Here is a 20,613-nt window from a genome sequence, read left to right as displayed (position 1 = left end):
TCGGAGTGCCCGGCCGTTCAGGGCGTCAGGTGCCGCAATCGCGCGGTGAGCCGCTCCGTCCAACTCCGGGCCGTGCCCTGTGCGTACGGGTGTGCCGCGGCGAACTGTGCCCAGTCCGCCTCGTCGCACGAGAGCGCAGAGGCGAGCCCGGTCGGGGCGGCGGACCGCAGGATCCTCCTCAGCAGTCGTGGCGCCGGTCGGGTCCGGGGGTCCTCGGCGAGCAGGACGGCGTCGTACAGATCCTTGGGCTGAGGGCCCCGGCCCGCCGCGGCGTCGGCGTGCAGCCACAACAGCTTCCAGCCGAGCGACAGTTCACGGCTCGCGCACTGCACGACGGTGGGCGCCCCGCCGTCGGCGCGGGGGATCAGCGTCCACACGGGCGGCTCGGAGAACGTCTCGTCGAAGGCGAAGTCCAGCTGGACACGGCCGCCCGGCCCGCTGTCGCAGTGCCAGGGGATGTGGAGACGCGACCCGCCTGTCCGCACGCACCCGCACGGCTTCCAGACGTACGAGCCCACGCCCTCGCTCTCCTCCCGGACGTGGTCGCACGCGCAGTCGTGGTCGTATCCCCACAGCTCGTCCGGCTGTGCCCGTTCGGCGTCGAGGACGATCCCCGCACCCGGGACCTCCGGCCGGCGGCGTATCAGCTCGAGCAGATCCTCGTGAGAGGGAAAGGGCTCGTCCTCGCTGCCCTCCGCGGGCCCTTCCCAGCGCAGCCCCTCCGGCGGCACCCGTACCCGTATGCCGCGCCTCTCGTACTGCTCCTCCCCGTCGTTCCAGATCTCGGCCCCCGCCGCACCCCCGAGCGCCTCGGGCCACTCCTGTACGAGGGCGAAGGAGTCGACGTACGGGTGCGGGTCCAACGGGTCCGGGGGAGTGCCCAGCCGTGGCAGGACGACGAAGTCCAGATCCCCCGGCTCGCGCGCTCGTTCTCCCGCCCACGCGGGCATCACCATGCTGCCGCGCAGCGCCAGCATCTCGCTCCGCGGCGCCGCGGCGATCAGGCCGAGTACATGGTCGAGCACGGCCCGCCGCGCCGCCGCGGCCGCGCCCGCGGGCCCGGCCCCGCCGCCTGTGCCGCTCGTACCGCGCATGCCCCCACCCCTCCTGATCATGTGACGCAGGAGGACTGTAAGCCCCGGGTGTGACAGTGGGGCGTTTGAGCCATCCGGCATGGGCGGGGCAGTGGGGAAGGGCGGGAGCGGAGGGTCAACTCGGCCTGTTGGCAAGGGGGTTAGTGAACGGGCTGGTGCGGAGAGTGAGGGGATCCGGCCATTGGTTGCCGAAAGCATATTCGGACACGCACCGTGAGCGCACAATAGCCGTACGGCAGCAGGGGTGTTGACCTGCGCGGCCGGCTGTCACTGCCCGCGGGGAGTTGGGGGGCCGCGATGCACGAGGAGTTCCTCTGTGAGGTGACCGCGTACGGCGTCTGCGGCGGCGAGCAGGTGGGCGTACCGCTCGGAACCTATCGCGCGCCGAGTCTGCCACTCGCCCTGTGGTGGCTGCGCGAGCGGGCGACCTGGATCGCCGAACGGCTCGATCCGACGCCCGACACCGGCCGGCTGCCACCTGGCGCACTGGTTCTGATGGCGCGGGATGCACCCGATGTCCCCGGTGTACTGCGCGCCTGGCGCGACAGCGCGGCAGAACAGGAACAGGCGGCTGCCGACCTGGCGAGCGGCCGCCTGGTGCGGTTCATCGCCCGGGACGACACGACGGAGTACGAACTGCTCGCCGAGTCCGTCGACATGATCCGCATCCAGCGGGTGCTCGGCGAGCAGGAGAGGACCGGGTCCGGGTGGGTGCCTTCCCAGAGGACCGCGTCCGCGTCCTCGGTGTGGGTGCCTCCGACGTGACCGCACGGCCGGCCCGCGTCACTGCGCCGGTGACCGCTCCCCGAGCCGCTCCTTGAGCCACGCGAGTGTCTGTTCGCCCTGGGCCTGCTGGAAGGGGCGCAGCGTCGGCAGTCCGGGCGGTGCCGGTCGGCGGGCCTGGCGCAGGAACATGGCGGCGAGACCGAGCACCGTGGTGGTCATGGCACGCTCGTCGGCGCCCTGCGCCACGGGATGCGGCGCGAAGACCGACTCCGGAGCAGGGCCACCCTGCATCGCGACGCTGGGCAGCAAGATGAGCAGGTCGAACCAGCGCGCAGCGCGCAGCGCGGCACGCGTGCGGCCAGTCCACGAAGACCGCGCCCTCGGCGGTCAGGAGGATGTTGTCGGCACGCAGATCCCCGTGCGCGAGCGCGTCGCCCGCGATGGCCGAGGTGCACTCCCGCTCGCGTTCGGCGCGTGCGGTGAGATGCGTCCGTAAGGGTCCATGCCCGCGAGATCCTCCTCGCCGCTCGCGTGCGCGGCCGCCAGCTGACCCCGGCCCTCGAAGGGCTCGCCGGGCAGCGGTTCGGCGCCGGCCGGTGCGGGCGTGAGGGACTCGGACAGGCGGCCGACGGCGGCCATCACACGGTCCAACTCCTCGGGCACCCAGGGCACATGGGGCTGGCGGCCCTCGACGTCCTCGAAGAGGAGCGCGACCCATTGGCCGTCGTCGTACGAGCCGAGCAGACGCGGGACCGGGGCGCCCGGCGGCAGCAGGGCGGCGTTGGCGATCTCCGCGCGGTGCATGGTGACCGAGTGCGCGTTGACCTCGGCGCAGCCTGCCTTGGCGAAGGCGCGGCTGCCGTCGGCCAGGCGCAGGCGGGCCGCGACGCCGGGGGAGAACCCGCCGCTCTGCGTGCTCGCCTCGACGACCTGTGTTCCGAGCTGTAGCTCGAGCGCTTCGCGGACCGGAGCAGGGATCTCCCGCCAGTCCATCCGTACGCCCTGAGCAGGGGCGATCGCTGTCATGGGGCGAGCCCGCCAGGCGATATGGGGCGGGGCCACGTGATATCGCCCGTGAGGCGGCCGTACGGGATGCGCGCGGGAAAAGGGGAGCGCCGAGCACGGGACCGTCCGTACTCGGCGCTCTGGCTGAGGAGTTGTTGCCGCCCGACGGCGCAAGGCTGGCGCGACAGGACGTTCGCGCCGCCGGACGGAGTGTGTGGGCCGGTCTCGCGTTCGCGTTCCCGCTGCTCTGGACGACGGCCGGAGGCCGGCGCAGGCGGCCGAAGCCCGCGAAGCGGTGCGAGGTCGGCACGAAGAAATGGTCGTTCGCGCCGCCGGACGGAGTCTCTGTTCTTGTGGGGACCGCGGCGGATGCGATGGCTCCCGATGTCGTTTCCCTCAGGTCGAGAAACGTGCCGTAGAACCTTTACCACCGCACTGGCTCGCACCCCGCCGCGGTCTCCAACTCGCCCGTACCGCCTGCCACCCCTCATCCGGGCAGGCGATGCGGGCCGGTGCCCAGGGATGACCTCCCGTCACCCCGGGCACAGCCTCACAGGAGGGGCTCAGTCGCGCAGGGCGCGAACGGCCTCCTCCACGCGCTTGCCGTAGTCCGCGTCCGCGGCGGCGAAGTGCGCGATGTTCTTCTCGATGATGTCGTCGCGGGAGACCTGCGACAGACCGCCGGCGATGTTGGCGACCAGACGCTGCTTCTCCTCCTCCGACATCAGGCGGTACAGCTCGCCGGCCTGGAAGAAGTCGTCGTCCTTGGTGTGGGCCGGCGCCTCGTGCGTGCCGGTGTACCCGTGGATCGCGAGCGGCGCCGACAGCGGCAGGCCGGTCTCGACCGGACCGCCGAAGGAGTTCGGCTCGTAGTTCTTCGCGTCGCGGCCCTGGGCGTTGGCGGCCATGAAGCCGTCGCGGCCGTAGTTGTTCGCGACGGTCGCCTTGGGGGCGTTCACCGGCAGCAGGGTGTGGTTGACACCCAGGCGGTAGCGGTGCGCGTCCGCGTAGGCGAACAGACGGCCCTGCAGCATCTTGTCCGGCGAAGGACCGATGCCCGGAACGAAGTTGTTCGGCGAGAACGCGGCCTGCTCGACCTCGGCGAAGACGTTGTCGGGGTTGCGGTCCAGGACCAGCCGGCCCACGCGCTGCAGCGGGTAGTCGCTGTGCGGCCACACCTTCGTCAGGTCGAACGGGTTGAAGCGGTAGTCCGCCGCCTCGGCCGCGGGCATGACCTGGACGTACAGCGTCCACGAGGGGTACACACCGCGCTCGATGGACTGCAGCAGGTCGGTCTGGTGCGAGTTGCCGTCCTTGCCGACGATCTCGGCGGCCTGGTCGGCGGACAGGGAGCGGATGCCCTGGTTCGTCTTGAAGTGGTACTTGACGAAGAAGGCCTCACCCTGGGCGTTGGTCCACTGGTACGTGTGGGAGCCGTAGCCGTTCATGTGGCGGTACGACGCGGGGATACCGCGGTCGCCCATCAGCCAGGTGACCTGGTGCGTCGCCTCGGGGGAGTGCGCCCAGAAGTCCCAGACGTTGTCCGCCTCCTGCTTGCCCGTGAAGGGGTCGCGCTTCTGGGAGTGGATGAAGTCGGGGAACTTGATCGGGTCCTTGATGAAGAACACCGGGGTGTTGTTGCCGACGAGGTCGTAGTTGCCCTCTTCGGTGTAGAACTTCACCGCGAAGCCGCGCGGGTCACGGACGGCGTCCGCGCCGCCGAGCGAGTCGGCCACGGTCGAGAAGCGCAGGAAGAGCTCGGTCTTCTTGCCCACCTCGGAGAGGAAGTTCGCCGAGGTGTACGCCGAGACGTCGTCGGTCACCTCGAAGTGACCGTAGGCGCCGGAGCCGCGGGCGTGCACGACACGCTCCGGGATGCGCTCCCGGTTGAAGCGGGCGAGCTTCTCGAGCAGGTGCTGGTCCTGCAGGAGGATCGGGCCACCGACGCCGGCGGTGGCGGAGTTCTGGTTGTCGGCGACGGGGGCGCCGGACTCGGTCGTAAGCACGCGCTTCGACATCGTGACCTTCCGTAACTGCTGAAAGCTAAAGAGAACTGCTGCTCTACGTCTGCGGTTTCAGGAGCGTATGTACGTCGTGAACCTGACGTCAACAGTTTGTTGAAACTGAAGTCTGGTGTTCCGGTCGGCGGCGGCGCCTGGGCGCGACAGGACAGGTGTCAGCGCCGCCGCCGACCGGGGTTCGAAGGGGCTCACTCAGGGGTGAGCCCGCGGCTCAGACCTGCGAGCCGGACAGGCGCTCGACGGCGCGGAGCAGGGCCGAGTGGTCCAGGCCGCCGTCGCCCTGCGCACGCAGGGAGGCGACGAGCTGCGCGACCACGGCGCCGACCGGCAGCGAGGCACCCACGTTGCGGGCGGCGTCGGTGACGATGCCCATGTCCTTGTGGTGCAGGTCGATACGGAAGCCCGGCTTGAAGTCGCGGTTGAGGAAGTTGTCCTTCTTGCGCGTCAGGACGGTCGAGCCGGCCAGGCCGCCGTTGAGGACGTCGAGCGCGGCCTTCAGGTCCACACCGGACTTCTCCAGGAAGACCACGGCCTCGGCGCAGGCCTGGATGTTGACCGCCACGATCAGCTGGTTGGCAGCCTTCACCGTCTGGCCCGAACCGTGCGGACCGCACAGCACGATGGTCTTGCCGAGGGCCTCGAGGACCGGCAGGGCCTCGTCGAAGTCGGCCTGCTCGCCGCCGACCATGATGGACAGGACGGCCTCGATGGCACCGGCCTCGCCGCCGGAGACGGGGGCGTCCAGGACGCGCAGACCCTTCTCCTTGGCGTTCTTGGCCAGGTCGACCGAGGTCTGCGGCGTGATCGACGACATGTCGACGATCAGGGCGCCGGACTTGGCGTTCTCGAGGATGCCCTCGGGACCGTAGGCGATGGCCTCGACCTGCGGGGACGCGGGCACCATCGTGATGACGACATCGGCGTCCTTGACGGCCTCGGCGATCGAGCCGGCCGCGGTGCCGCCGTTGGCGGCGAGGCGGTCGAGCTTGTCCTGCTCGAGGGTGTAGCCGGTGACGGAGTAACCGGCCTTGATCAGGTTCTCGGCCATGGGGGAGCCCATGATGCCGAGGCCGATCCACGCGATCTTAGGAAGGTTGCTCATGATGGTGCCTCTCGATAAGTCTTGATGCGTACGTGAGTTGGCGTGACCGGGCCGGTACCGCTCACCCGCACAGTGAGCGGTCGCCGGGGGACGTCAGCGCACGAGGGTCAGCGCGCGGCGCGGGCCTCGGCCGGCAGCCAGCCGAAGGAGGCGGCGGCGTCGGGGGCCTTGTACTCCAGGCCCACGTACCCCTCGTAACCCGCCTTCTTGAGCTGGTCGAGCAGGTCCTCGAGCGGGAGCTCGCCGGTGCCCGGGGCGCCACGGCCCGGCTTGTCGGCGATCTGCACGTGACCGGTCTTCGCCGCGTAGGCGTCGATGATCTGCGGCAGGTCCTCGTCGTTCATGGCCAGGTGGTACAGGTCCATGAGGAACTTGGCGTTGCCGAGACCGGTGGCCTCGTTCACCTTGTCCACGATCTCGATGCCGGCCGGTGCGCTCACCAGCGGGTAGAGCGGGGACTCCGGCTTGTTGAGGGTCTCGATCAGGAGGATCGCGCCGATGCGGTCGGCCTCCTTGGCCGCGAGCACCAGGTTTTCCAGGGCGAGCTTGTCCTGCTCGGCCGGGTCCACGCCTTCGACGCGGTTGCCGTACAGGGCGTTGAGCGCCTTGCAGCCGAGCGACTCGGCGAAGTCGGCCGCGACCTTGAGGTTGGCGCGGAACTTCTCCGACTCCTCACCGGGCACCGAGACCGCACCGCGGTCCGGTCCTGGGAGCTGGCCGGCGTAGAAGTTCAGGCCCGTGAGCTGGACGCCCGCGTCCTCGATCGCCTTCTTGAGGGCGTCGAGCTCGGCCTGGTCGGGGGTGGGGGTCTCGATCCAGGGCCACCACAGCTCGACCGCGGTGAAGCCCGCCGCGGCGGCGGCCGCGGGGCGCTCCAGGAGCGGGAGTTCCGTGTAGAGGATCGAGAGATTCACATTGAAGCGCTGGTCCGTGTAACCCATGAGGGGTAGGCGCTCCTTCCGTATCGCGGAAGTTACTTTCTACTTGACGGAAGAGTGCCTAAGGTCCTGGTCACCTGTCAAGTGGGGGCTCCCGTAAATCGCACAGAGCCCAGTAGGTTGATGCGCGTGCGATTGAGAGTGGAGTTCACGACCGAGCCCTTCGACCTCGACGAGGCCCCGGCGCATGCCCTGGCCGCCCGTGAGGTGATCGAGGCAGCCGTGCTCGACGCGGTCGATGTCGGCCCGTTCGGCAATACCGCCGAGGGCGGCGCCGAGCCGGTGCTCGCCGCGGTCGACGCGCTGCTGCGCAAATCCCTGGCCGCGGGTGCCACCCGGGTCTCTCTCCAGGTGAACGTGCTCGGAGAGGGTGACCGGAAGTGACCGAACCCAGAGACCACCCCTTCGTCAGCGCCGTGAAGCCGCTGGTCGACGCGATGGGCGCCCAGGTCATCGCCCCGGCCGAGGCCGGCGACGACGATGTCGTGCTCGCCTGGGAGGGCGAGGACGTGCTCGCCGTGCGCCTGCCGCAGCTCGCGGACTCCCTCGACCACATCCTGGCGGCCCTGGAGCGCAAGTACGGCAGGCCCCTGGCGGAGCTCGACCGCAAGTCCAAGCAGGAAGTCGTACGCCTCCTGGAAGCGCGCGGCGCCTTTGCCGTACGGCACGGTGTGGAGACCGTGGCGAGTGCCATAGGCGTGTCCCGCTTCACTGTGTACAACTACTTGAACCGGGACAACAGCACCACGAAGTCCGAGTAGGCGCGTACCCGCAGAACGCACCAAGCTCGGGACGTCCCGCCCGAACGAACACACAAAGAGCCGTCGCCTGGAGATCCAGGCGGCGGCTCTTTGTTCAATTCGTTTCAACAAAGTGTTGACGGAGTGTTGCCGAGGGTCTTAGCTAATCCCAGCCCGTCCAGCACCACGGAGGCTTTCCCGTGACTTCGCGTACGACACCGGGGCTGACCCGGTTCAACACCTCCGACGAGGCCGCGGCCACCGCGGAGCTCCACGAGGTGTGCAGCTCTTCGGCCTGGGGCAGCAAGGTTCTCGCCCAGCGCCCCTACGCCGACGCCGACTCCCTCTTCGCCGCGAGCGACGCCGCCATGGCCGAGCTCACCACGGCGGACCTGGAGGAGGCCATGGCGGGGCACCCGCCGATCGGCCGCCCGAAGCCGGGAGACCCGACCTCCGCGCGCGAACAGCGCGGCATGGCCGGCGCCTCCGAGGAACTCAAGGCGGAACTGCTCGAACTGAACCTGGCCTACCAGGAGAAGTTCGGCCATGTCTTCCTCATCTGCGCGACCGGCGCCACGGCCGAGTTCATGCTCGGCCAGATCAAGGTACGGATCGAGAACGAGGCCGAGCAGGAGCGGGAGATCGTCCGCGCCGAGCTGGCCAAGATCAACCGCATCCGCCTGACCCGCCTCGTAGAGGAAGCAGCAGAGTAATGAGCACTGACACGACCGCTTCGGTGTCCACGCACATCCTGGACACCAGCATCGGACGCCCCGCCGAAGGCGTCGCCATCTCGCTCGCGGCCCGCGCCGGTTTCGACGCGGACTGGGTGGCTCTCGGCGGCTCCGCCACCGATGCGGACGGGCGTTGCAAGGACCTGCCGGCCCTGCCGGAAGGAACGACCCACGTACGTCTCGACTTCGAGACCGAGGCGTACTTCTCCAAGAAGCAAGCCGAAAACCAGCAGGACGCCCCCGCGAATCGGGACAGCGGTGCGTTCTTCCCGGAGGTGGCGATCACGTTCGCCGTCAAGCCGGGCGAGCACTATCACGTACCGCTGCTGCTCAACCCGTTCGGCTACTCCGTTTACCGAGGGAGCTAGCAGACATGCCCACGATTCTGGGACAGAACCAGTACGGCAAGGCTGAGAACCGCGTCGTCAAGATCACGCGGGACGGCGACACCCACCACATCAAGGACCTCAACGTCTCCGTCGCCCTCTCGGGCGAGATGGACGAGGTCCACCTGACCGGCTCCAACGCCAACGTCCTGCCGACCGACACCACCAAGAACACGGTGTACGCGTTCGCCAAGGAGTACGGGATCGAGTCGGCCGAGCAGTTCGGCATCCACCTGGCGCGTCACTTCGTGAACAGCCAGGACCCGATCCACCAGGCGCGTATCCGCATCGAGGAATACTCCTGGGAGCGCATCGAGACCTCCGAGGCCAACTCGAAGTTCATCGGCTCCGACGACGTCAAGCACTCCTTCGTCCGCAAGGGCCAGGAGACCCGCGTCAGCGAGATCACGTACAACGGCTCCGAGTGGCAGGTCATCTCGGGTCTGAAGGACCTGGTCGTCATGAACTCCACCAACTCGGAGTTCTGGGGCTACATCAAGGACAAGTACACGACGCTCCAGGAGGCGTACGACCGCATCCTGGCCACGCAGGTCTCCGGCCGCTGGCGGTTCAACTGGACCGACGACGAGCAGCGGATGCCCAACTGGGAGCGTTCGTACGAGCAGACCAAGAAGCACATGCTCGAGGCCTTCGCCGAGACGTACTCGCTCTCGCTGCAGCAGACGCTGTACCAGATGGGCTCGCGCATCATCAACAACCGTGCGGAGATCGACGAGGTCCGCTTCTCGCTCCCCAACAAGCACCACTTCCTTGTCGACCTGGAGCCCTTCGGCCTCAAGAACGACAACGAGGTCTACTTCGCCGCCGACCGTCCCTACGGTCTGATCGAGGCCACCATCCTGCGCGATGGTGTCGAGCCGAAGATCCCGGTGGACATGACCAACCTCTAGTCCCCGCAAGGACATAGAGAGCCTCGACAACCTCCGACGCGAGTGCGCCGGCGTCTGCCCCGGGACCCCCGACCCTCCGACAAGGGCCGGGCCCCGGGGGCCAGGAGGGGAGCGGGGGCATCTGCGCAACACCCGCAACGGGTCGACGTGATGGGGCGTTGACACGTGCACCACGGACTCGGTCGTCACCCCGCTCGGCCCCCGGGTTCGTACATCCGAAGAGGAAGAACGAGGATCCGCCATGGCGGCTTCGCGCATCGTTATCGAAAACTGTGCCATCGCGACCGTGGACGCGAACGACACCGAGTACGCCTCGGGTTACATCGTCGTCGCGGACAACAAGATCGAGTCCGTGGGCGCCGGCAAGGCCCCCGAGAACCTCGAGAACGTGGTCCGGCGGATCGACGCCACCGGTCACCTGGTCACCCCGGGTCTGGTCAACACGCACCACCACTTCTACCAGTGGATCACCCGTGGTCTGGCCACCGATCACAACCTCTTCAACTGGCTCGTCGCCCTCTACCCGACGTGGGCGCGCATCGACGAGTCGATGGCCCGCACCGCCGCGCAGGGCTCCCTCGCGATGATGGCCCGCGGTGGTGTCACCACCGCGATGGACCACCACTACGTCTTCCCGCAGGGCTCCGGCGACCTGTCCGGCGCGATCATCGGCGCCGCGAGCGACATGGGTGTCCGCTTCACCCTGGCCCGCGGCTCCATGGACCGCTCCGAGAAGGACGGCGGCCTGCCGCCGGACTTCGCCGTCGAGACCCTCGACGGTGCGCTGTCCGCCACGGCCGAGACCGTCAAGAAGTTCCACGACGCCTCCTTCGACGCGATGACCCAGGTCGCCGTCGCGCCGTGCTCCCCCTTCTCCGTCTCCACCGAACTGCTCAAGCAGGGCGCGGAGCTGGCCCGTTCGCTCGGCGTACGGATGCACACGCACGGCTCGGAGACCGTCGAGGAGGAGAAGTTCTGCCACGAGCTCTTCGGCATGGGCCCGACCGACTACTTCGAGTCCACCGGCTGGCTCGGCGAGGACGTGTGGATGGCGCACTGCGTCCACATGAACGACTCGGACATCGCCGCCTTCGCCCGTACGAAGACCGGTGTCGCGCACTGCCCCTCGTCCAACGCCCGTCTCGCGGCCGGTATCGCCCGCGTCCCGGACATGCTGAAGGCCGGCGTACCGGTCGGCCTCGGTGTGGACGGCACCGCCTCCAACGAGTCCGGTGAACTGCACACCGAGCTGCGCAACGCGCTCCTCATCAACCGCCTCAACACCGAGCACCGCGAGGCCGCCCTGAACGCCCGCCAGGCCCTGCGCCTCGGCACGTTCGGCGGCGCCCAGGTCCTCGGCCGCGCCGACAACATCGGCTCGCTCGAAGCCGGCAAGCTCGCCGACTTCGTGCTCTGGAAGATGGACACCCTCGCCCACTCCTCCATCGCCGACCCGGTCACGGCCCTGGTCTTCGGTGCCGCGGCCCCCGTCACCGCCTCCTTCGTCAACGGCAAGCAGATCGTCGAGAACAACCGACTGCTCTTCGCCGACGAGGACCAGATCGCCCGCGACACCCGTGCCGAGGCCCAGCGCCTGGCCCGGATCGCCGCCGGCGCCTAAGCCCCGGGCTCTTCAGCCACCAGGGCTTTCAAGGAGTCCGGTCGAGGGGGACGGCCCTCGACCGGTCGCCGTGGACCCGAGCGGGGTCCATGGCAGCCGAGACCGGTGGGTGCGGGCGCCCATGCGCCCGTACCCACCGGATCGGTGACCGTTTCCTGCCGTACGGCGGACCGGTGACCGTCCTGCCCCTCCCGCACGGCGACCGCACATCGCTGCCACAACTCCATACCGCGCACGAACAGCACCACTGCACCAACGCACCACCTGCCTGTTTGCACCATCTGTACGACCTCCATGACACCCGCGTCGCTGGCGACGCGTTTAACCGACCGGAGGAACCGCCGTGGCAGCAACGCCCAAGGTTCGCAAAGCAGTCGCCGTGCCAGAGGACGAGAGCGTCCGCGACCAGATGCCCGAAAAGCACCCGGTCGACGAGAAGCTCCCACCTCTCAAGATGATGACCAGCGGTCTCCAGCATGTGGCCGCCATGTACGCGGGCGTGGTCGCCCCGCCGCTGATCGTCGGAGCGGCCGTGGGGCTCTCCGCGAAGGAACTCACGTTCCTGACCGGCGCCTCCCTGTTCACCGCGGGAATCGCCACGCTCCTCCAGACGCTCGGCGTCTGGAAGATCGGCGCCCGCCTTCCGTTCGTCAACGGTGTCACCTTCGCCGGTGTCGCACCGATGCTGGCGATCGTGGACCAGACGAAGGACAAGGACGACGCGCTGCCGATCATCTTCGGCGCCATCATCGTCGCGGGTCTGCTCGGCTTCATCGCCGCCCCGTTCTTCTCGAAGCTGGTGCGCTTCTTCCCGCCCGTCGTCACGGGCACCGTGATCACCCTGATCGGTGTCTCGCTGATGCCCGTCGCCTTCGGCTGGGCCCAGGGGCCCAATCCCGCAGCCGATGACTACGGATCCACCAAATACCTTGCGCTGGCCGGCATATCCCTGGTCATCGTGCTGCTCATCCGCCGCTTCACCAGCGGGTTCGTCAAGCAGATCGCCGTCCTGCTCGGCCTCGTGATCGGCACGGTCGTGGCGATCCCCTTCGGCGTCACCGACTTCAGTGCCATCGGTGAGGCGGACATCATCGGCTTCCCGTCACCGTTCCACTTCGGCGCCCCGCAGTTCGCCGCGGCGGCCATCGTGTCGATGATCGTCGTAATGGTCGTGTCGATGACGGAGTCCACCGCGGACATGCTGGCCCTCGGCCAGATCGTCGAGAAGCCGGCCGACGAGAAGACCATCGCGGCCGGTCTGCGCGCCGACTGCCTCGGCTCGGCCGTCTCGCCGCTGTTCAACGGCTTCATGGCCAGCGCCTTCGCGCAGAACGTCGGTCTGGTCGCCATGACGAAGATCCGCTCGCGGTTCGTGGTCGCGACGGGCGGCGCCTTCCTCATCCTGATCGGTCTGATGCCGGTCGCCGCCTCGCTGATCGCCACCGTGCCCCGGCCGGTGCTCGGCGGCGCGGGTGTGGTGCTCTTCGGTTCGGTCGCGGCCTCCGGTGTGCAGACCCTCGCCAAGGCCGGCCTGGAGAAGGACAACAACATCCTGATCGTGGCCGTCTCGCTGGCCATCGGCCTGATCCCGATCGCTGCGCCGGAGTTCTACCACGCGTTCCCCGAGACCGCGATGATCATCCTGGACTCGGGCATCTCCACCGGCTGTGTCGCGGCCGTCCTGCTCAACCTGGTGTTCAACCACACCGGCAAGGACCGGGCGGACGCCGACGAGGTGGCGCACGCGATGGAACCGGGCGAGACGCTCTCGGAGACCCGGGCTCCGGCCTCGGCTCACTGAGACGTCTCGGCTCACTGAGCGATCTCGGCTCACTGAGGGATTCGTACCGCAACACCCTTGGCGGGCCCGGCACTTCTCGAGTGCCGGGCCCGCCAAGGGTGTTCACCATGTCTGTCGATGAGGAAGGGAACGGCTTGCGGCGCGCGCGGACCGTGGTCCTGATCAACCCCAACACCTCGCCGGCCACGACCGCCATGATGGCCGCGGTGGTACGGGAGGAACTCGGCGGATTTGCTGTGCGGGCCGTCACCGCCGTCCGTGGGCCCGGGATGATCGTGAGCGCCGATGAGCTGCGTGCGGCCGCGGAGGAAGTGGTGGCCGCGGCGCTGCGGACGGGCATCGAGGGGGTGGCCGCGTTCGTGGTCGGCGCGTTCGGCGATCCCGGGGTGGAGGAGTTGCGCGCGGTGCTGTCGGGGGCGGAGGCGGGGCCGCGGTCGGTGCAGCCGGGGGCGGAGCCGGTGCCGGTTCCGGTGCTGGTCGTCGGGATCGGGGAGGCCGCCCTGCTCGAAGCCGCGGACACCGCGTTCGGCGTGGTGACCACGACCCCTGAGCTGGTCGAGGCCACCGCCGCCCGAGTCGAGGCGCTGGGGCTCACTGATCGGTGCACCGGTATCCGCTGCACCGAGGGCGATCCACACGAGCTGGCCGGTATGCCGGACGTCCAGCGGGAGCGCCTCGCCGCCGCCGTCGAGCTGTGTGCGAGGCGGGACGGGGCGCGCCAAGTGGTCATCGGTGGCGGCCCGTTGACCGAGGCCGCGGCACTGCTCGACGGCCGCTGCGCCGTACCGCTGATCGTGCCGGTCGCGGCGGCTTGCCGTCGGGTGCGGAGGGTGCTCGGCTGAGGGCTGGGGCCGAGGGTCGAGGTCTGGGGGCTGGGGCCGAGGGTCGAGGTCTGGGGGCTGGGGCCGAGGGTCGAGGTCTGGGGCCGAGGTCTGGGGGGCCGGGTGCGCCGGGCCGGGCAGTGGGTGCGGACCGAACCGCCCCAACCCGACCGCCCGCCCGGACCGACCACCCCGTCCGGACCGCCCGCCTGACCGGACCACCCCGCCCCGCCCGGCCCCCGGTCCGGCCCGCCCGACCGACCGGCCCCGCACCACCCCGTCATCTCACCGCAGCCACACCGCCGTATCCGCCGGCAGCACACCTTCCGCCAACGGCCCGCTGGAGAGCAGGAGTTCATCGAAGTCCGGCAGCGGCACCGGGGCGTCCGACAGGTTGACCAGGCAGGTCACCCCGGGCCCTCGGCGGAAGGCGAGCACCCCCGGCGCCGACGGCAGCCAGGTGAACTCGCCCTCGCGCAGGGCAGTCTGCTCCCTCCGCAGCGCGAGCGCCCTGCGATAGAAGGACAGCATCGAATCCGGATCGGCGGCCTGTTCGCGCACGCTCAGCTCCGCCCAGGCCGCAGGCCGCGGCAGCCACGCCTTCGCGTCCGGGGCCTCGTCACCCCACGGCAGCGGCACCCGGCAGCCGTCCCGGCCGAGATCCTCGCCGCCGCTCTGCTGGTACGTGGGGTCCTCGCGCAGCTCGTGCGGGATGTCCTCGACCTCCCACAGGCCCAGCTCGTCGCCCTGGTACACGTACACGCAGCCTGGCAGTGCCATCGTCAGGAGCGCCGCCGCCCTGGCCCGGCGCGTGCCGAGCTCCAGGTCGGCGGAGGCACCGTGCACCCGGCGGCCGTCGAGCGCGTACGAGGTGTCGGCGCGGCCGTAGCGCGTGACGTGCCGGGTCGTGTCGTGGTTGGAGAGCACCCAGGTCGGGGTGGCGCCGACCGGCGCGTGCTCGGCAAGCGTCGAGTCGATCACCTTGCGCAGGGCCGACTCGTCCCAAGGGCTCTGCAGGAACGGGAAGTTGAAGGCGGTGTGCAGTTCGTCGGGGCGCAGATAGCGGGCGAAGCGGACGGGGTCGGGGGTCCACACCTCGCCCACGAAGACCGGCTCGTGGTCGTACGCGTCGAGGACCGCGCGCCACTGCCGGTAGATCTCGTGCACCCCGTCCTGGTCGGCCCAGGGGACCGGTCCGCCGTCCACGTACTCCGGCAGTGCCGGATCCTTGACCAGGCAGTCCGCGACATCGATGCGGAAGCCGTCCACGCCCCGGTCCAGCCAGAACCGCAGGGTGGTCTCGAACTCGGCGCGTACGTCCGGGTGGTCCCAGTTGAAGTCCGGCTGCCCGGGGGCGAACCGGTGGAAATACCACTCGCCGGGTGTGCCGTCCGGCTCGGTGACCCGCCGCCAGCCGGGGCCGCCGAAGGCCGAGGTCCAGTTGTTGGGCGGCAGTTCGCCCGCGGTGCCGCGGCCGGGGCGGAACCAGAAGAGCTCGCGCTCGGGCGCACCCGGCCCGGCCTCGAGGGCGGCCCTGAACAAGGGGTGCTGGTCCGAGCAGTGGTTCGGGACGATGTCGATGATGACCCGGATGTCCAGTTCGTGGGCCTCGTCGATGAGGGCCTCGGCCTCGGCGAGCGTGCCGAAGAGCGGGTCGATGTCACGGTAATCGGCCACGTCGTAGCCGCCGTCGGCCATGGGGGAGGGATACCAGGGGCTGATCCAGACCGCGTCCACGCCGAGTTCGCGCAGATGGGGGAGGCGGGCCCGGATACCGGCGATGTCGCCGATCCCGTCCCCGTTCCCGTCGGCGTAACTGCGCGGATAGATCTGGTAGATGGCGGCGGAGCGCCACCAGGGGGCGGAGCGCCGGATACCGGCGGTGGACTGTCCGTTCTGGGGCTCGATGTGCGGTATCGAAACCTCGGAGTTGACCATGTCACGAATCTAGGGAGGCCGGTTTCCGGACGTCAATGGCCGGGGGGATCGTTTCGATCGCAATCGATCGATACGCTTACGGGGTCCTGCCCGGCCGCAACCCAGGGGGAACCAATGCGACTCCACGTAGACCAGCGCCATGAACGCGTCCTAGAGCTTGTCCGGGAGCGTGGCAGCATCCGCGTCGCCGAACTCGCGCACGTGCTCGGCGTCTCACCCGTCACCTTGCGCCGCGACGTGGAGACACTGGCCGCGCAGGGCCGCCTCCACCGGATGCACGGCGCGGTGGTGTGGCCCGGCGGCAGTGCGGAACAGGTGCCGCGCCAGGCCGCGGGGCCGGATGCGGAAGGCCTGGTCATCGGCCTCGTCGTGCCGACGAACAACTACTACTACCCCGAGGTGATCCGCGGGGTGCGGGAGGTCGTGGACGCCCACGGCGCCCGGCTCACCATCGGGATCACCAACTACCTGCCGGGGGAGGACGTCGAGCAGGCGAAGCGGCTGATCGCCGCGGGCGCCGACGGGCTCCTTCTCACCCCCAACTGGGACGAGGGCGCCCCGCGCGGCGCCGAGGGCGCCTGGGTCGCGGATTTCGAGGTGCCGACCGTCCTGATGGAGCGCTGGGCGCCGCACGGGCATCCGGCCGCCGCGCTCGACCGGGTGCGCTCCGATCACGGGCACGGCGCCGCCGAGGCCGTACGCCATCTCGCCTCGCTCGGGCATCGCAAGGTGGGTCTGGTCCTCCAGGTCTCACCCACCGCGCGGCACTTGAGGTTCGGGCACGCGGCGGCAGTCGAGGCGCTGGGGCTCGAACCCGTCCCCGAGCTGCCCTTCGAGGACGGCTCGGACCTCAGTCATGCCGAGCATTTCGACCGTGCCTTCGCCTACCTCTGCGACCTGGTCGAGAACCATGGCGTGACGGCCGTGCTCATCCACAGCGACGCCGACGCCCTGACGCTGATCCCGCGGCTGCAGGCCCGCGGTATCCGCGTACCCGAGGACCTGGCCGTGGTCGCGTACGACGACGAAGTGGCGAGCCTCGCCGACCAGCCGCTCACCGCGGCCGCGCCGGACAAGCGCGAAGTGGGCGCGCAGGCCGCCGAGCTGCTGCTCCGGCGGCTCACGGCCGACCCGGACGCGCCGGCGGCCACGCGCCAACACATCGATCTGCTGCCCGAGTTGAGGGTGCGGACCTCGTGCGGCTCTGAGCTCGACAGGACGTAGCGGATAGAAGAGGTGAACTCGGGCGTTCGGACGCTCAATTGACCGATCGTTTTGATTGAGTTGGTCGTTCGCTCTTGACGGTGATCGGTCCGGCCCAAATGATGGCTCTCGTTCACCTCTTCTTCCGCAGCTGCGGCAAGGCAGATGACTGCCCGCGCAGTTCGAGGTCTCGTAGGAGCCGTGCAATGTCGCGCACTTCCCGTACGTCCCGTATCGCACTCACCGCTTCGATCGTTTCCCTGGCTCTCTTCGCCACCGCCTGCGGTGGTGGCGAAGACGACAAGGGCTCCGGGAAGGCCGGCGGCGACGGCAAGCCGGTCACGATCAAGTACTGGTCGGCGACGAGCGGCGCCGAAGAGGCCGCCGCGCTGTTCAACAAGACCCACAAGAACGTCAAGGTCGACTTCTCGCTCGTCCCGGCGGGCCCCGACGGCGTCAAGAAGCTCACCAACGCCGTCAAGGCGGGCAACGCCCCGGACGTGGCGACCATGGACTACTCGGTCCTGCCGGAGTTCGCCATCGGCGGCAACCTGGAGGACCTGAGCTCCGCCTCCGGAGACTTCGTCAAGGAGAAGTTCCCGGAGAACATCAACTCCCTGGTGAACCTCGGCGGCAAGACCTGGGCGGTCCCCTTCGACGTCACGCCGATCGAGCTCTACTACCGCAAGGACCTCTTCAAGAAGTACGGCGTGGAGGTCCCCAAGACCTGGGACGAGTACCGCGCGGCCGCCGAGAAGATCAACAAGGCGGACCCGAAGGTCAAGATGACCAACTTCGGCGGCAACGACCCGGCCCTGCTCGCGGGCCTCGCCTGGCAGGCCGGTGCCAAGTGGTACGGCACCGAGGGCGACGCCTGGAAGATCGACATGCAGGACGCCGCGTCCAAGAAGGTCGCCACGTACTGGAACGACCTCCTGAAGGACGGTCTCGTCTCCAAGACCCCGCTGTGGAGCGAGGGTGAGACCAAGGAGCGCGCCACCGGCAAGGTCGCCAGCTTCCTCGGCGCCTCCTGGAGCGCGGGCGGCATGAAGACCAGCTACCCCGACACCGCGGGGAAGTGGGGCATCGCCCCGCTGCCGAGCTGGGACGGCAAGGCGGCCACCGGCATGTACGGCGGCACCTCGTTCATCGTGCCCAAGGGCAGTGAAAAGGTGGACGCCGCCGCCGAGTTCATCGAGTGGGTCACCACCGACCCGGCCGCGATGAAGGCCCGCCTCGACGCCGCGAAGACCCCGAGCTCCGCCCTGCCCGCCAACGACGCGATGCGCAAGGTCGCCGCCGAGCACTTCGACGGTGCCTTCTTCGAGGGCCAGGACGTCTACGGCATCGCCTCCGAGGCCGCCGCGTCCATCGTCCCCGGCTGGAACTGGAGCCCGGCGCACGCCGCCATCAACCAGGCCCAGACCGCGGCCGGCGCCGACCACCTGAAGATGCTGGACGAGGGCCAGAAGGCCGGCGAGAAGGCCATCAAGGACCGCGGTCTGAAGCTCGCCAAGTAGTCGTCCGAAGCCTGCCCTCCGCCGCACCGGCGAGCAGAGCCGTCCCTGGCACGACGCCGATGTGGCAGGGGCACCCGCGGAGCCCGGCTCATGCCGAGCCGGGCTCCGTCCACCTCGGACAGGCCCTGAGCACCAGGAGTCAGCCGCTCCAGCCGAAGGAGTCACCGGTGGCCGTCATCATCAAGTCACCCACCTCGCCGCCGTCCCAGGCGGCGCCGCGGACCGCACGCCGCCGACAGCACGGCGCCGCGGCCCTGTTCATGCTCCCGTTCTTCCTCCTCTTCCTCGCGGTGACGATCGCCCCGATCGTCTACGCGGGCTGGATGAGCCTCTTCCGCGAGGAGACCTCGGGTCTCGGATTCGGCGGCACCGAGCGGGTGTTCACCGGAGTCGAGAACTTCACGAGGGCCCTCACGGACGATCTGTTCCTGGCCTCCTTCGGCCATATCGCGCTCTACTGCGCCCTCTACATCCCGATCATGATCGGGACCTCGCTGGGCCTCGCGCTCCTCGTCGACTCCGCGCTCGCCCGGGCCAAGCGCTTCTTCCAGATCGCGTTCTACATGCCGCACGCCGTGCCCGGCCTGGTCGCCTCGGTCGTCTGGATCTTCCTCTACACCCCCGGACTCAGCCCGGTCCACGACCTGATCGAAGGTCTCGGCGCCAGCTGGAACTTCTTCGGTGAGGACGAGGCGATCTGGTCGATCATCAACATCTCGGCCTGGCAGTGGATCGGCTACAACATGATCATTTTCTACGCGGGACTGCAGGCCATCCCCGGCGAGACCATCGAGGCCGCCCGCGTCGACGGCGCCGGCGCCCTGCGCACCGCGCTGCAGATCAAGGTCCCGATGATCCGCTCCACGGTCGTCCTGACCCTGCTCTTCACCATCGTCGGCGCCATCCAGCTCTTCGACGCCCCGCAGCTGCTCGTGAAGTACGCCAACTCCCTGGGCGCGGAGTGGTCCCCGACGATGTTCATCTACGCGACCGCCTTCCAGCGGCACGACTACGGAGTGGCCGCAGCCTCGTCCCTGCTGCTCGCCCTCGTCGCGGGCCTGCTCTCCTTCGGCGTCACCAAGCTCGGCAACAGGTGGAAGGAATCATGAGCACCCAGACCGCACCCGCCCCGGCCGAGTCCGCCGCACCGCCCGTGGCCAGGAAGCCGGCCGGCGCAGCGCGGCCCGCCCGGGCCCCGCGCCAATGGACCTCGAAGGCCGTCGTCAACGGACTGCTCGTCGTCTTCGCCGCGTACACGCTGATGCCGCTGACCTGGCTGGTCATCGCGTCGACGAAGAACCACCGCGACCTGTTCCGCACCAACCCCTTCGAGCTCGGCGACTTCAATCTCTTCAGCAATCTGCAGCAGCTGTTCACGCACGACGACGGCATCTACACCCGCTGGCTCGCCAACAGCGTGCTCTACTCCGTGATCGGCTCGCTGCTGTGCACCCTGATATCCGTGGCCTGCGGATACGCCCTGGACAAGTACCGGTTCCCGGGCAAGGAGAAGCTGTTCGGCTTCGTCCTCGTCGGGGTGCTCGTGCCGTCGACCGTGACCGCGATGCCGCTGTATCTCCTGGCCTCCAAGGTCGGCGTCGTCAACACCTACTGGGCGGTGCTCATCCCGTCCCTCGCCAGCCCCTTCGGCGTCTACCTCGCCCGGGTGTTCTCCGAGGGATACGTGCCGAACGAGGTCCTGGAAGCGGCCCGGATGGACGGCGCCGGTGAGCTCAAGATCTTCACCAAGGTCGCGCTGCCGATGCTCGCGCCCGGCTTCATGACGATCTTCCTGTTCACCTTCACCTCGTCGTGGAACAACTTCTACAGCGCCCTGATGATGCTGAACGACGAGGAGCTCTACCCGGTCAACCTCGGCATCTTCGCCTGGCAGACCAGCGTCATGCAGCAGCCCGAGCTCTACCAGCTGATGATCGTCGGCTCGCTCGTCGCCGTCATCCCGCTGATCCTCGCCTTCCTCGGACTCCAGCGCTTCTGGCGCTCCGGACTGACCGCGGGAGCCGTCAAGTGACCACAGCCCTCACCACGGTG

20 protein-coding genes are annotated in these 20,613 nt (G+C 69.2%); 13 read left to right on the top strand and 7 right to left on the bottom strand.

Annotated elements, in window-relative coordinates:
• Positions 1 to 17: 17 nt before the first annotated feature.
• On the bottom strand, positions 18 to 1,094 hold the full coding sequence (locus tag H9Y04_RS10080) for a nucleotidyl transferase AbiEii/AbiGii toxin family protein (protein WP_236070708.1): 1,077 nt from the start codon (positions 1,092 to 1,094) through the stop codon (positions 18 to 20).
• Positions 1,095 to 1,391: 297 nt separating this feature from the next.
• On the opposite strand from H9Y04_RS10080, the gene H9Y04_RS10075 reads away from it, so the two are divergent.
• The gene (locus H9Y04_RS10075) at positions 1,392 to 1,859 is read left to right on the top strand and encodes a hypothetical protein (RefSeq protein WP_236070707.1); all 468 of its coding nucleotides are present in this window, start codon (positions 1,392 to 1,394) and stop codon (positions 1,857 to 1,859) included.
• An 18-nt stretch (positions 1,860 to 1,877) separates the two neighbouring features.
• On the opposite strand, the gene H9Y04_RS46635 is transcribed toward H9Y04_RS10075, so the two are convergent.
• The 5 genes from H9Y04_RS46635 to H9Y04_RS10055 all read right to left on the bottom strand — a co-directional run bounded on the left by H9Y04_RS46635 (position 1,878) and on the right by H9Y04_RS10055 (position 6,889).
• Positions 1,878 to 2,129, bottom strand: a complete 252-nt coding sequence (locus tag H9Y04_RS46635) for a hypothetical protein (protein WP_236070706.1) — start codon at positions 2,127 to 2,129, stop codon at positions 1,878 to 1,880.
• 78 nt (positions 2,130 to 2,207) lie between these two features.
• On the bottom strand, positions 2,208 to 2,846 hold the full coding sequence (locus H9Y04_RS10070) for an aminoglycoside phosphotransferase family protein (protein WP_236070705.1): 639 nt from the start codon (positions 2,844 to 2,846) through the stop codon (positions 2,208 to 2,210).
• Positions 2,847 to 3,388: 542 nt separating this feature from the next.
• Positions 3,389 to 4,843, bottom strand: coding sequence for a catalase (locus tag H9Y04_RS10065; protein WP_187813384.1), 1,455 nt, complete (start codon positions 4,841 to 4,843; stop codon positions 3,389 to 3,391).
• A gap of 214 nt (positions 4,844 to 5,057) precedes the next feature.
• Positions 5,058 to 5,948, bottom strand: a complete 891-nt coding sequence (locus H9Y04_RS10060; RefSeq protein ID WP_187813383.1) for a 2-hydroxy-3-oxopropionate reductase — start codon at positions 5,946 to 5,948, stop codon at positions 5,058 to 5,060.
• A 107-nt stretch (positions 5,949 to 6,055) separates the two neighbouring features.
• A complete protein-coding gene (locus H9Y04_RS10055) occupies positions 6,056 to 6,889 on the bottom strand; it encodes a TIM barrel protein (protein ID WP_187813382.1) in 834 nt (277 codons plus the stop codon).
• 126 nt (positions 6,890 to 7,015) lie between these two features.
• On the opposite strand from H9Y04_RS10055, the gene H9Y04_RS10050 reads away from it, so the two are divergent.
• The 8 genes from H9Y04_RS10050 to H9Y04_RS10015 all read left to right on the top strand — a co-directional run bounded on the left by H9Y04_RS10050 (position 7,016) and on the right by H9Y04_RS10015 (position 13,921).
• On the top strand, positions 7,016 to 7,270 hold the full coding sequence (locus tag H9Y04_RS10050) for a hypothetical protein (protein ID WP_187813381.1): 255 nt from the start codon (positions 7,016 to 7,018) through the stop codon (positions 7,268 to 7,270).
• Entirely contained in the window at positions 7,267 to 7,647 is a 381-nt protein-coding gene (locus H9Y04_RS10045; protein ID WP_187813380.1) for a helix-turn-helix domain-containing protein, read from the top strand. Before H9Y04_RS10050 ends, H9Y04_RS10045 begins: the two co-directional genes overlap by 4 nt.
• Positions 7,648 to 7,826: 179 nt before the next feature.
• Positions 7,827 to 8,339, top strand: a complete 513-nt coding sequence (gene uraD / locus H9Y04_RS10040; RefSeq protein WP_187813379.1) for a 2-oxo-4-hydroxy-4-carboxy-5-ureidoimidazoline decarboxylase — start codon at positions 7,827 to 7,829, stop codon at positions 8,337 to 8,339.
• The gene (uraH, locus tag H9Y04_RS10035; RefSeq protein ID WP_187813378.1) at positions 8,339 to 8,728 is read left to right on the top strand and encodes a hydroxyisourate hydrolase; all 390 of its coding nucleotides are present in this window, start codon (positions 8,339 to 8,341) and stop codon (positions 8,726 to 8,728) included. Before uraD ends, uraH begins: the two co-directional genes overlap by 1 nt.
• 5 nt (positions 8,729 to 8,733) lie before the next feature.
• The gene (pucL, locus tag H9Y04_RS10030) at positions 8,734 to 9,657 is read left to right on the top strand and encodes a factor-independent urate hydroxylase (protein WP_187813377.1); all 924 of its coding nucleotides are present in this window, start codon (positions 8,734 to 8,736) and stop codon (positions 9,655 to 9,657) included.
• Positions 9,658 to 9,898: 241 nt separating this feature from the next.
• A complete protein-coding gene (locus H9Y04_RS10025) occupies positions 9,899 to 11,278 on the top strand; it encodes an 8-oxoguanine deaminase (RefSeq protein ID WP_187813376.1) in 1,380 nt (459 codons plus the stop codon).
• A 409-nt stretch (positions 11,279 to 11,687) separates the two neighbouring features.
• Positions 11,688 to 13,079: a nucleobase:cation symporter-2 family protein gene (locus tag H9Y04_RS10020; protein WP_187813760.1), complete on the top strand. Its 1,392-nt coding sequence runs from the start codon at positions 11,688 to 11,690 to the stop codon at positions 13,077 to 13,079.
• A 107-nt stretch (positions 13,080 to 13,186) separates the two neighbouring features.
• Positions 13,187 to 13,921, top strand: coding sequence for an aspartate/glutamate racemase family protein (locus tag H9Y04_RS10015; protein WP_236070704.1), 735 nt, complete (start codon positions 13,187 to 13,189; stop codon positions 13,919 to 13,921).
• Positions 13,922 to 14,185: 264 nt separating this feature from the next.
• Here the strand turns inward: H9Y04_RS10015 and H9Y04_RS10010 are convergent, their stop codons facing one another.
• A complete protein-coding gene (locus H9Y04_RS10010; RefSeq protein ID WP_187813375.1) occupies positions 14,186 to 15,838 on the bottom strand; it encodes a glycoside hydrolase family 13 protein in 1,653 nt (550 codons plus the stop codon).
• A 114-nt stretch (positions 15,839 to 15,952) separates the two neighbouring features.
• Between H9Y04_RS10010 and H9Y04_RS10005 the strand changes: the two genes are divergently transcribed.
• The 4 genes from H9Y04_RS10005 (at position 15,953) to H9Y04_RS09990 (ending at position 20,593) form a co-directional block, all read left to right on the top strand.
• Entirely contained in the window at positions 15,953 to 17,062 is a 1,110-nt protein-coding gene (locus H9Y04_RS10005) for a substrate-binding domain-containing protein (protein ID WP_187813374.1), read from the top strand.
• A 185-nt stretch (positions 17,063 to 17,247) separates the two neighbouring features.
• On the top strand, positions 17,248 to 18,561 hold the full coding sequence (locus tag H9Y04_RS10000) for an ABC transporter substrate-binding protein (RefSeq protein WP_187813373.1): 1,314 nt from the start codon (positions 17,248 to 17,250) through the stop codon (positions 18,559 to 18,561).
• Positions 18,562 to 18,821: 260 nt separating this feature from the next.
• Complete coding sequence (locus H9Y04_RS09995; protein ID WP_187813758.1) at positions 18,822 to 19,670, top strand: carbohydrate ABC transporter permease; 849 nt, start codon at positions 18,822 to 18,824, stop codon at positions 19,668 to 19,670.
• Complete coding sequence (locus H9Y04_RS09990) at positions 19,667 to 20,593, top strand: carbohydrate ABC transporter permease (RefSeq protein WP_187813372.1); 927 nt, start codon at positions 19,667 to 19,669, stop codon at positions 20,591 to 20,593. The genes H9Y04_RS09995 and H9Y04_RS09990 overlap by 4 nt, the downstream gene beginning before the upstream one ends.
• Positions 20,594 to 20,613: the final 20 nt, after the last annotated feature.

The organism is Streptomyces polyasparticus (assembly GCF_014493765.1).
In the GTDB taxonomy this organism is placed as follows: domain Bacteria; phylum Actinomycetota; class Actinomycetes; order Streptomycetales; family Streptomycetaceae; genus Streptomyces; species Streptomyces polyasparticus.
The sequence above is the reverse complement of the archived record's forward strand: the minus strand, read 5'-3'. Positions and strand labels throughout refer to the sequence as shown.